This window comes from Streptomyces sp. NBC_00210 (assembly GCF_045160975.1).
Lineage (GTDB): Bacteria > Actinomycetota > Actinomycetes > Streptomycetales > Streptomycetaceae > Streptomyces.
On record NZ_CP108120.1, the window covers coordinates 1224233 to 1235531 of the forward strand.

The following is an 11299-nucleotide window of genomic DNA, read 5'->3' on the forward strand; positions in this document are numbered from 1 at the left end:
GCGGTCACACCGTCATGCGTCCGCGAAGACCTCGCCGCGCTCCGCCTTGCCGACCAGCAGCGCCGGCGGCTCAAAGCGCTCGCCGTACCGCTCGGCGAGCTCCCGCGCGCGTGCCACGAAGCCGGAAAGACCGCCCTCGTAGCCGTTGATGTACTGGAGCACGCCGCCCGTCCAGGCCGGGAAGCCGATGCCCATGATGGAGCCGATGTTGGCGTCGGCGACCGAGGTCAGCACGTTCTCCTCCAGGCAGCGGACCGAGTCCAGCGCCTCGGAGAAGAGCATCCGCTCCACCATGTCGGTGAACGGGACGTCCACGTCCTGCTTCGCGAAGTGCTCGCGCAGCCCCGGCCACAGCCCGGTCCGCCTGCCGTCGTCGCCGTAGTCGTAGAAGCCCGCCCCGCCGCTGCGGCCGGTGCGTCCGAACTCGTCGACCATCCGGTCGATCACCGTGTCGGCCGGGTGCCCGGCCCAGCTGCCGCCCGCCTCCTCGACCGCGCGCCTCGTCTCATTGCGGATCTTCCGCGGCAGGGTGAGCGTCAGCTCGTCCATCAGCGAGAGCACCTTGGCCGGGTAGCCGGCCTGCGCCGCGGCCTGCTCGACCGACACGGGGTCAACGCCCTCGCCGACCATCGCCACGCCTTCGTTGATGAACTGGCCGATGACACGCGAGGTGAAGAAGCCACGCGAGTCGTTGACGACGATCGGGGTCTTGTTGATCCGGCGAACCAGGTCGAAGGCGCGGGCCAGCGCCTCGTCGCCGGTGCGCTCCCCCTTGATGATCTCGACCAGGGGCATCTTGTCGACGGGCGAGAAGAAGTGCAGCCCGATGAAGTCGTCCGGCCGCGACACGCCTTCGGCAAGCACCGTGATGGGCAGGGTCGAGGTGTTGGAGCAGAGCAGCGCGTCCGGCTCGACGATGTCCTGGATCTCCTCGAACACCTTGTGCTTGAGCGCGGTGTCCTCGAAGACCGCCTCGATCACGGCGTCGCAGCCCGCGAGATCGGCGGGGTCGGAGGTCGGCGTGATGCGCGCCAGCAGTGCCTCGCGCTTGGCCTCGGTGGTACGGCCCCGGCTCAGGGCCTTGTCGAGCAGCTTCGCGGAGTACGCCTTGCCCTTGTCGGCGGCCTCCTGGGACACGTCCTTGAGTACGACGTCGATGCCGGCCCGGGCACAGGAGTACGCGATGCCCGCGCCCATCATCCCGGCGCCGAGGACGGCGACCTTGCGGACCTCTCGCTGCTCGATGCCCGCCGGCCGGTTGGCGCCGGAGTTGACGGCCTGCAGGTCGAAGAAGAACGCCTGGATCATGTTCTTGGCGATCCGGCCGGTGACCAGCTCGGTGAAGTACCGGGCCTCGATGGTCTGCGCCGTCTCGAAGTCCACCTGGGAGCCCTCGACGGCCGCCGCGAGGATGTTGCGCGGGGCGGGATAGGGGGCGCCCGCGGTCTGCTTCTTCAGATTCGCGGGGAAGGCAGGAAGGTTGGCGGCGAAGCGCGGGTTGGAAGGCGTGCCGCCGGGGATCTTGTAGCCCTTGACGTCCCAGGGCTGCTGGGACTCGGGGTGGGCGTCGATGAAGGCGCGCGCCTTGGCGAGCATCTCGTCGGTGGTGGCGGCCACCTCATGGACCAGGCCGTTCTCCAGGGCGCGCTGCGGCGCGTACTGCGTGCCCTGCAGAAGGACCTTCAGCAGCGCGTCCGCGATGCCCATCAGCCGTACGGTGCGGGTGACGCCGCCGCCCGCCGGCAGCAGCCCGAGGGTGACCTCGGGCAGGCCGATCCTTGAGCCGGGCGCGTCGAGGGCGATGCGGTGGTGACAGGCGAGGGCGATCTCGTAACCGCCGCCCAGTGCCGCGCCGTTGATCGCCGCGACGACGGGCTTGCCCAGGGTCTCGATGGTGCGCAGCGCGCGCTTGATGTCCATGCCGGTGTCGAAGACCTGCTGGGCGTTCTCGGGACCGACCTTGATCATGTCCTTGAGGTCGCCACCCGCGAAGAAGGTCTTCTTGGCGGAGGTGAAGATGATGCCGCGGATGGAGTCCTGCTCGGCCTCCGCGCGCTCGGCGATCGCCGCGATGGAGTCCTTGAAGGCCTGGTTCATCGTGTTGGCGGACTGGTTGGGGTCGTCGAGGACGAGGGTGACGACGCCGGTGTCGTCCTGCTCCCAGCGGATGGTGGTGCTCTCGGTCATGTGCGAAGTCTCCTGGAGTGTGGTGAGCGCGCGGGCGGACCTGTCGGGCGCCGACGGTCGGGCACGCGCGTCCGCGCGGCTGCGCTTCGGCCGACGGGCTCGCGCACCTCGGATGTGCGTGCCCCGGGGGTGTGCGCGCGGCGCTACACGCGCTCGACGATCGTGGCGATGCCCATGCCTCCGCCGACGCAGAGCGTGACGAGGCCGTACCGCTTGTCCTGGCGCTCCAGTTCGTCGATGACGGTGCCGAGGATCATCGCGCCCGTCGCGCCGAGCGGGTGGCCCAGGGCGATCGCGCCACCGTTGACGTTGATCTTCTCCAGCGGGAGGTCGAGGTCGCGGGCGAAGCGCAGCACGACTCCGGCGAACGCCTCGTTGATCTCCACCAGGTCGATGTCGTCGATCGTCAGACCGGCCTTGGCGAGCGCCTTGCGTGTGGCGGGCGCGGGTCCGGTGAGCATGATGGTCGGTTCGGAGCCGGAGACAGCGGCAGACACGATCCGGGCGCGCGGGGTGAGGCCGTACCGCTCGCCGACCTCCTTCGTACCGATTGCGACGAGCGCCGCTCCGTCGACGATGCCCGAGGAGTTGCCCGCGTGGTGGACGTGGTCGATCTTCTCCACCCAGTGGTACTTCTGCAGCGCCACGGCGTCGAAGCCGCCCATGTCGCCAATGCCCGCGAAGGAGGGCTTCAGCGCGGCGAGGGAGTCCGCGGTGGTGCCGGGGCGCATGTGCTCGTCGTGGTCGAGGACGACCAGGCCGTTGCGGTCGCGCACCGGGACGACGGAACGCTCGAAACGGCCGTCCTTCCAGGCCGCGGCCGCCCGCTCCTGCGAGACCGCGGCGTACTCGTCGACGTCACGGCGGGAGAAGCCCTCGATGGTGGCGATGAGGTCGGCACCGATGCCCTGCGGGACGAAGCCGGTCGCGAAGTTGGTCATCGGGTCGGCGAACCAGGCGCCGCCGTCGGAGGCCATCGGCACGCGTGACATGGACTCGACGCCGCCGGCGAGCACCAGGTCCTCCCAGCCGGAACGGACCTTCATCGCGGCCATGTTGACCGCCTCGAGACCGGAGGCACAGAAGCGGTTCTCCTGTACACCGGCGACGGTGTCCGGCAGCCCCGCCGCGATGGCGGAGATACGTGCGATGTCGGAGCCCTGGTCGCCGACCGGGCCGACGACGCCGAGCACGATGTCGTCGATCGCCGCCGGGTCGAGGCCGGGGAAGCGGCTGCGGAGTTCGTGGATCAGACCGACGACGAGGTCGATCGGCTTGGTGCCGTGCAGGGCGCCGTTCGCCTTGCCACGACCGCGCGGGGTGCGGATCGCCTCGTACACATACGCTTCGGTGCTCACTGGTCAAGAGCCTTTCGCTGAGGGTTAGCCGAGCAGAGAACGACCGATGATCTCCTTCATGATCTCGGTCGTACCGCCGTAGATGGTCTGGATCCGGCCGTCGGTGAAAGCCCTGGCGACGCGGTATTCGGTCATATAGCCATAGCCGCCGTGCAATTGCAGACAGCGGTCGGCGACACGCTTTTGCAGTTCGGTGGCCCACCATTTGGCCATCGACGCGTGTACGGCATCGAGTTCCCCGTTCGAGTGATCCACGATGCAGCGGTCGAGGAACGCACGGGTGACGGCGCATTCGGTGGCCATTTCGGCGATCTCGAAGCGAATGTGCTGAAGCCTCGCGAGCGGCCGCCCGAATGCCTCGCGCTCCTTGACGTACGCCGTCGTGATCTCCAGCAGATACTCGGCGGCGGCGATACCGGCGACCGCGATACCCATGCGCTCCTGCGCGAGATTGGTCATCAGATGGATGAAGCCGCCGCCCGGTTCGCCGAGCAGATTCTCCTTCGGGACGCGTACGTCGTTGAAGAACAGCTCGGCCGTGTCCTGGGACTTCTGGCCGATCTTGTCGAGATTGCGGCCGCGCTCGAAGCCCTCCATGCCGCGCTCGACGACCAGCAGGGAAAGTCCCTTCGCCCCGCCCTCGGGGGTGGTCTTGGCGACGACGATCACGAGGTCGGCGAGGATTCCGTTGGAGATGAAGGTCTTGGAGCCGTTCAGCAGCCAGTGATCGCCCCGGTCCTCGGCGCTCGTCCGTATGCCCTGGAGGTCGGAGCCCGCGCCCGGCTCGGTCATCGCGATGGCGGTGATGATCTCGCCGCTGCAGAATCCCGGGAGCCAGCGCCGCTTCTGCTCGTCGGTGGCCAGCGAGGTCAGATACGGACCGATGATGTCGTTGTGCAGCCCGAGCGCGAGTCCGGCCACGCCCGCCCGGGTGAACTCCTCGGCCAGGACGGCGCTGTAGCGGAAGTCGGCGTTCCCTCCGCCTCCGTACTCCTCGGGCACGGCGAGTCCGAGCAGCCCCTGCTTGCCCGCGGCCAGCCAGGCGTCCCGCGAGACGATGCCGTCCTTCTCCCACTGTTCGTAGTGCGGGAGGACCTCCTTGGCGAGGAAGGTGCGGACGGTCTCCCGGAACGCGTCGTGTTCCGCATGGAAGATCTGGCGCTTCAACGGTCCTCCTTGGTGAGCCCGGGCACGTCCCAGTCGAGCGCCACGTCGTCGGTGTCGGCACCCGGCTGGGCGGGGCTTCGGTACACGGACCCGGGCGTGGCGGAGAAGCGGGGCGCGGGCGCGGGCTGGGTGAGTCCGCCGTGGTCGACGAACGTTCCGCGGGCCGCGAGATGCGGGTGCGAGGGGGCTTCCCGCAGCGAGAGCACCGGCGCGACACAGGCGTCGGAGCCCTCGAAGACGGCTGTCCACTCCTCGCGCGTCCTGGTCCTGAAGCGGGCGGCGACGGCGGCCCGCAGCTCGCCCCAGCGCGCGAAGTCCTTACGGGCCGGGGCCTCGTCCTTGATGCCGAGCAGCTCGATGAACTCGTTGTAGAACTGCTGCTCAAGCGCCCCGACCGCCATGTACTGGCCGTCCGCGGTCTCGTAGTTGCCGTAGAACGGGCAGCCGCCGTCGAGCAGATTCGCGCCGCGCCGGTCCTGCCAGCCGCCGGCCGCCATCATCCCGTGGATCATGGTGGCGAGATGGGCGGCACCGTCGACGATGGCCGCGTCCACGACCTGGCCGGAGCCGCCCTCGGTGCGGGCGTGCTGCAGGGCCGCGAGCACTCCGACGACGAGATAGAGCGAGCCGCCCGCGTAGTCGCCGACGAGATTGGCCGGGACAGCGGGCGGCTCGTCGGGCTTGCCGATCATGCCGAGCGTGCCGGTGACGGCGATGTACGCGATGTCGTGCCCGGCGCGCTGGGCGAGCGGCCCGTCCTGGCCCCAGCCGGTCATCCGTCCGTACACCAGGCGCGGATTGCGCGCGTGGCACTCCTGCGGTCCGACGCCGAGTCGTTCGGCGACGCCGGGGCGGTAGCCCTCGATCAGTACGTCGGCCCGCTCGACCAGGTCGAGCACCTGGCCGGGGCCGTCGTCCGCCTTGAGGTCGATGAGCACGGAGCGTTTGTTGCGGTTGGTGAGGTCGTACGCCGGGTCGATCGCCAGACCTGCGCCGCCGGGCCGGTCGACCCGGACGACATCGGCGCCGAGGTCGGCCAGGAGCATCGCGGCGAACGGGCCGGGCCCGATGCCCGCCAGTTCGACCACGCGTACCCCGGCCAGCGGGCCGTTACCCATCGCTGCCATCAAGCCCCCAGCGCCGCACTGTGACACAACTGATGTAACACCAGTGATGGTAAGAACACGTTCCACCCGGCACAAGGGTCCTGGCCGAGCAAGCGCTTAGAATTGGGCGCAGCTTACCGTTTGATTCCCGGCGAAATCGGCTCTTTCCGGCCAGCACCGGAGGCGTGGCGGGCTCAGGTCGCCCTCGCGCGCCCGGCCGACGCCGGGCACGCTAGCCTCAGCCACCGACATGACCTCGGGGGCAACGGCGGAGGGGCCATTGAACAGGCAGAACGGGACTGATCGCGCACAGCGCCCGTACGACATCGTGCTCTTCGGAGCGACCGGATTCGTCGGCGCGCTCACCGCGGAGTACCTCGCGGCGCACGCCCCCGAGGGATGCCGCTGGGCCGTCGCGGGCCGCAGCCGCCAGAAGCTGGAACGACTGCGCGAGCACCTCGCCGCCGGGCATCCCGACTGCGCAGAACTCCCGCTGATCGAGGCGGACGCGGACGATCCCGAGTCGCTGCGCCGACTCGCCGAGTCCGCCCGTGTGGTGGCCACCACGGTCGGGCCCTACGTCTGGTACGGCGAGCCGCTGGTCGCCGCCTGCGCGGAAGCCGGCACCGACTATCTGGACCTGACCGGTGAGCCCGAGTTCGTGGATCTGATGTACGTGCGGCATGACGCGCGGGCGCGGGAGACCCGGGCGCGGCTCGTCCACGCCTGCGGTTTCGACTCCGTCCCGCACGACCTGGGTGCGTATTTCACCGTCCAGCAGCTGCCGGAGGACGTGCCGCTGCGGGTCGACGGGTTCGTACGCTCCAACGCGACCTTCTCCGGCGGGACGTTCGCCTCCGCGCTCACCGCGATGGGTCGCGGCCGACAGATGCTGAAAGCGGCGCACGAGCGGCGGCTGCACGAGCCGCGGCTGGTGGGACGGCGGGCGCGGGCTCCGCTCGGCGGGCCGCGGTTCAGCCGCGAGACCGGGACCTGGGCGCTGCCGCTGCCGACGGTCGACCCGCAGATCGTGGCGCGCTCGGCGCGTGCGCTGCCCCGGTACGGTCCGGACTTCCGCTACCGGCACTATGCGGCGGTGGAGACGCTGCCGATGGCGGCGGGCGGTGTGGCGGCGATGGGCGCGCTCTTCGGGCTGGCCCAACTGCCTCCCGCCCGACGCTGGTTGTCGGACCGGATCAAGCCGGGTGAGGGTCCGGACGAGCGGCGCCGGGCGAAGAGCTGGTTCTCGGTCCGTTTTGTGGGCGAGGGGGGTGGCCGCACGGTGTTCACGGAGGTGTCGGGTGGCGATCCGGGCTACGACGAGACGGCGAAGATGCTCGCGGAGTCGGCGCTGTCGCTGGCCTTCGACCAACTGCCCGACACCTCGGGTCAGGTCACTACGGCGGTGGCGATGGGGGATGCGCTGCTGGCGCGGCTTCAGGCGGCCGGGATCCGTTTCCGGGTGGCGGCCACCCGCTGAAGGCGCCGAGGCAGTCAGCCCCGCAGCGCGGAGAAGACCATCGAACCCACCCAGGCGAAGCCTGCCAGTGCGGACAGAATGAGCACGATCGTCACGGTGCGCTCAACGGGGCGGGTGGTGGATTCGGCGGCGCTGTTCGTGGTGTGAGTCGTCATGCGCAGGAGCATGCCGATCACGGCCGGTTCCTGACATCCGCTCAGATACTCAGTTTCCCGGCACGGGTACCTGAGTACGGGCCACCACGAGTGCACGTCGGCAGAGCCGGTCGGCGAGGCGGGTGCTCTCGGGGAGCCGGTAGCGGGAGGCGAGATGGAGCGTGTGCGCGCAGGCGTTGTCCAGGGTGGCGCGATGGCCGACCGAGACGAAGACCGGCTTGACGCCGTCCTGGGTACGCACCGCCCGGCCGACCTCCTCGCCGTCGTCGGCGCGAAGCGAGGCGAAGTCCCCTCGGCGTGGGCCGAGTTCGCCGTAGCTGAAGACGAAGGGGTTCTTGGCGACGCCGATCACCGGCCGCCCCGTCAGTACGCCGAGATGGCTGGCGAGCCCGAAGCGTCGCGGGTGAGCCAGCCCGTAGCCGTCGCAGACGACGAGAGAGGGGTCCGTGGCGAGGGATTCCAGGACGGCGAGCACGGTCGGGATCTCCCGGAAGGCCAGCAGTCCCGGGACATAGGGGAAGGCGACCCGGCCGATCGCGGTGGCCTCCTCGACGACGGTGAGCGTCGCGGCGTCCAGCACGACGGCCGCCGCGGCGACGATGTCGCGCTCGTCGTCGTACGCCACATCGACGCCGGTCACCAGACCGGTGGCGGGCGGCGGCCCGGGCTCGTCGAGGATGACGCGGGTGCGCAGTTCGTCCTGGACGGAAAGGGCCGCGGCCTCGTCGGCGGGCCAGTCCGCGGGCATGTCGATGATCTTCATGGTGACGCCCAGCCTAGGTCCTGTCCGGTCGATCAGGCCGGATCAGTGAGTGGGGGCCCCCACGCCTCCAGGGCGTAGGGGGAGGGTCTGGTGCGTGCAGATGCAAGGCGGAGGAAGAAGCCCACGCGATGGGGGCACCTCCCGTGCCCGAAGGGCTACGGGGGAGTAGGCGACTGACGACAACGCAGCAGATGTGCGTGCCAGGGCACGCGAGCCCGGCAAGATCGGCCGGACAGGACCTGAGCCCCGGACCGCTCGGCCCGAGGACTCCCGTGTCGCGTAGCCTGGCGATCATGTTCGTACTGGAATTGACCTACACCGCGCCCGTCGAGCGCGTCGACGAGCTCCTCGATGCGCATGTGGCCTGGCTGGACGCGCTCTACGAGGAGGGCGTGTTCATCGCCTCGGGCCGCAAGAACCCGCGCGACGGCGGCGTGATTCTGGCCGTCGGGGACGACCGCGCGACGATCGAGAAGATCGCGGCGGCCGACCCCTTCACGGTCGGCGGCGTGTGCGAGTACCGGATCACGGAGTTCATCGCGACCAAGACCGCGCCCGAACTGGCTCCGTACCGCCAGCAGTTGCCCTCCTAGAACGATCGCGAGAAGCGGCTCACAACTCCAGCCGCGCGACGCGGCCCTTCTCGCCCGAGGCCCAGCAGCCGAAGTCGGGCGTGCAGTCGACCGTGTCGAACGAGCCGGTGTCGACGGTGCGCCAGCTGCGGCCGCCGTCCAGCGTCAGATCGGTTCCGGTCGGGCCCACGGCCAGCGCGCCGGACCTGCTGTGCGGCAGCCAGGCCACGCCGGAACGGTAGGCGGGCGGCGGGGTCTTCGACTGCTGCCAGTTGCGACCACCGTCCGAGCTGACCGCTCCGGCGAGCGGAGACGCCTGGTCGCCGCGGTAGTCGCCGCCGACGGCGATGCCGTGGGCACGGTCGCGGAAGGCGAGCGCGAAGACCCCGCGTGCCGGATCCCCTGACGGAATGGTCGATTCGGCGACGGTCCAGTTCAGACCCCGGTCGGCGGAGTGCAGTACCCGTGCCGTGGCGCCTCCGCCGGTGGCCAGCCAGACGTCCTTCGGCCCGGAGCTGACCAGGCACTGGCCGCTGGCGGCGAAGGCCGCCTCGCCCGGCAGCGCCGCGGGCATCCCGGCGTTCGGCAGCACCTTCCACGACTTGCCGCCGTCGCCGGTCGACAGGATGCGGTACGCGCCGTCCACCGGGTCGCTCATCGCGAGGCCGTGGCGGCTGTCGAAGAAGGTAAGGCAGTCGTAGAAGGCTTTCGGGTCGGTGTTGCGGAAGGACTCGGTCCAGCTCGCTCCACCGTCGTCCGTGCGGAAGACCCGGGACGCCTCGCCCTCCCCGATGGCCAGCACCACCGCGCGCCGGCTGTCGAACGCCTCGACGTCACGGAACTCCAGCTCTCCCGCGCCGGGCGGGGAGACATTGCGCCAGCTGCGGCCGCCGTCCGCCGTGCGCAGCACCGTTCCCTTGGAGCCCGCGACCCAGGCGACCTTGCGGCTGACGGCCGCGAGGCCCCGGAACCGTACGTCTGCGCCCGTGTTCTTGAGGCTCCAGCTCGGCCCCTTCGAGCCGGCCGCGTCCCCGCCCGCCGCGTCCCCGCCTGCCGCGTTGCCGCTCCTCTGCTGGGCTGCCTGCGCCGGTGCGGCCAGCACCGCGGCCACCGCCGCCGCGCACAGTCCCACCGACACCATTCGTCTCGTCTTCCCCTTGGACGTCATGGCGCTGGAAGCTAGCCCACGGGCCATATCCCGTCCAGGGTGCGCCGGGCGGTGACGCACGTCACTCGCTCACCCGATGCACGGATTGAGTCAATCCGACGTCTCTCCCGGTGTAAGGGAGGCGTTAGCGAGCCGCGCACGAAGGAGCAGGCCTTGTCCACCGTCATCGAGCACGCCGTGCAGGCCCGGCTGGTCGCCGCGTCGCCCCAGATGGAGTCCGTCGCGGCGACACTGCGGTACGACCGCGAGGATCCCTTCGCCGTACGCATGGCCTTCCCGCCCCCGGCGACGCTGGAGGGCAACGAGGTGTCGTGGGCGTTCTCGCGTGAGCTGCTCGCGGCGGGCATCGACGCGCCGGCCGGCGTCGGCGACGTGCGCGTCAGGCCGTTCGGCTTCGACCGTACGGTGGTGGAGTTCCACGCTCCGGAGGGCGTCGCCATGGTGCATGTCCGCACCAGCGAGCTGCGCCGCTTCCTCAAGCGGGTGCAGGGCATGGTTCCCCGCGGCCGTGAGCACCTCTACCTGGATCTCGACCACAATCTGGCCGAGCTGCTGCGCGACGCCTGCTGACTCCGGGGCAGAGGGGCCGCCGTGACCCGCAGGATCCGACATCTCCGTGCCGTCGGGTGCCGCGTCAACTGCCGCCCATGGCCCCGGTGGCGGGCGCCGACGTCGCCGCGACGGCCATCGTGTCCCGCACCTCCTGGATGATCTTCTTCAGGGCGGGCGCGGCCGCGGCGCTGCGTTCCGTCAGTGCCTCGATGCGGGCCTTGTGGCGCCCCCGCTCCCTGCTGTCGGCGAGCGTGCGCAGTTCCGCCGCGGCCCCGAGCGCGACAAGGGCCGCGTCCTGGTCCGAGATGTCGGCCACCGCCGCCGGGCCGACCAGGACGGTCCGCGTGTCCTCGCGCATCGACTTCACGACATCGACGCGGTCGAGTTCGTAGTGCGCGGACGGGAAGAGACCGAGTACCCGCCTGCGCCGCCTGCGCAGATAGCCGGCCGCGGTGAGCTGAGAGCGGACGGCGTCGAGGGTGTACGCGGAGTGGAACGTCAGCCAGCGCCGCCACTTGCGGGGCCTGGACTCCTCGATCAGCTCAAGAAGTCTGTCGAGGGGCAGGTCACCGGTGCGGTTGTCACCGATGGGCCGCACCACGTCGTCGTCGTCCGTGAGCATGCCGCGCTGCGCGAGCTCGGCGAGTGCCCCGGCCCGTACGAGAAGGGCGAGGTGGGGGGCGCCGATGAGCGTCATGCGCTCGGTGTCCCACGACAGGAGGTAGAGCCGCGCGGCGAGCGAGAGCGATCCATTGGGCACAGCGCTCACGATAATTCGTTGACGGCGACCG

At 70.4% G+C, this 11299-nt stretch carries 11 protein-coding genes; 3 read left to right on the plus strand and 8 right to left on the minus strand.

All coding sequences use genetic code 11. The features are described from left to right. Nucleotides 1–12: 12 nt before the first annotated feature. The 4 genes from OG729_RS05530 to OG729_RS05545 form a co-directional block, all read right to left on the minus strand. Nucleotides 13–2187 (minus strand): 3-hydroxyacyl-CoA dehydrogenase NAD-binding domain-containing protein, encoded by a 2175-nt coding sequence (locus OG729_RS05530; RefSeq protein WP_405804647.1) that lies wholly within the window; start codon nt 2185–2187, stop codon nt 13–15. Between the two features lie 143 nt (nt 2188–2330). Further along, nucleotides 2331–3545: an acetyl-CoA C-acetyltransferase gene (locus tag OG729_RS05535; RefSeq protein WP_360866106.1), complete on the minus strand. Its 1215-nt coding sequence runs from the start codon at nt 3543–3545 to the stop codon at nt 2331–2333. 24 nt (nt 3546–3569) lie between these two features. Continuing rightward, nucleotides 3570–4712 (minus strand): acyl-CoA dehydrogenase family protein, encoded by a 1143-nt coding sequence (locus OG729_RS05540; RefSeq protein WP_405804650.1) that lies wholly within the window; start codon nt 4710–4712, stop codon nt 3570–3572. Continuing rightward, nucleotides 4709–5839 carry a CaiB/BaiF CoA transferase family protein gene (locus OG729_RS05545; protein WP_405804651.1) on the minus strand — a complete coding sequence of 377 codons (1131 nt, stop codon included), beginning with the start codon at nt 5837–5839 and terminating at the stop codon, nt 4709–4711. The genes OG729_RS05540 and OG729_RS05545 overlap by 4 nt, the downstream gene beginning before the upstream one ends. 259 nt (nt 5840–6098) lie before the next feature. Here OG729_RS05545 and OG729_RS05550 point away from each other — a divergent pair, with 259 nt between their 5' ends. Beyond that, the gene (locus OG729_RS05550; protein ID WP_360866115.1) at nt 6099–7298 is read left to right on the plus strand and encodes a saccharopine dehydrogenase NADP-binding domain-containing protein; all 1200 of its coding nucleotides are present in this window, start codon (nt 6099–6101) and stop codon (nt 7296–7298) included. A 14-nt stretch (nt 7299–7312) separates the two neighbouring features. Here the strand turns inward: OG729_RS05550 and mmpA are convergent, their stop codons facing one another. Continuing rightward, on the minus strand, nt 7313–7453 hold the full coding sequence (gene mmpA, locus OG729_RS05555; protein ID WP_404727879.1) for a morphogenic membrane protein MmpA: 141 nt from the start codon (nt 7451–7453) through the stop codon (nt 7313–7315). 49 nt (nt 7454–7502) lie between these two features. Next, on the minus strand, nt 7503–8216 hold the full coding sequence (locus OG729_RS05560; RefSeq protein ID WP_405804653.1) for an endonuclease V: 714 nt from the start codon (nt 8214–8216) through the stop codon (nt 7503–7505). Between the two features lie 293 nt (nt 8217–8509). Between OG729_RS05560 and OG729_RS05565 the strand changes: the two genes are divergently transcribed. Continuing rightward, entirely contained in the window at nt 8510–8809 is a 300-nt protein-coding gene (locus tag OG729_RS05565) for a YciI family protein (RefSeq protein WP_142212731.1), read from the plus strand. A 19-nt stretch (nt 8810–8828) separates the two neighbouring features. On the opposite strand, the gene OG729_RS05570 is transcribed toward OG729_RS05565, so the two are convergent. Then, nucleotides 8829–9956: a WD40/YVTN/BNR-like repeat-containing protein gene (locus tag OG729_RS05570; RefSeq protein ID WP_405804655.1), complete on the minus strand. Its 1128-nt coding sequence runs from the start codon at nt 9954–9956 to the stop codon at nt 8829–8831. A gap of 153 nt (nt 9957–10109) precedes the next feature. Between OG729_RS05570 and OG729_RS05575 the strand changes: the two genes are divergently transcribed. Then, nucleotides 10110–10526, plus strand: a complete 417-nt coding sequence (locus OG729_RS05575) for an SsgA family sporulation/cell division regulator (protein ID WP_360866128.1) — start codon at nt 10110–10112, stop codon at nt 10524–10526. Between the two features lie 64 nt (nt 10527–10590). Here OG729_RS05575 and OG729_RS05580 read toward each other — a convergent pair whose 3' ends face one another. Next, nucleotides 10591–11268 (minus strand): GPP34 family phosphoprotein, encoded by a 678-nt coding sequence (locus OG729_RS05580; protein ID WP_405804657.1) that lies wholly within the window; start codon nt 11266–11268, stop codon nt 10591–10593. Nucleotides 11269–11299 lie beyond the last annotated feature (31 nt).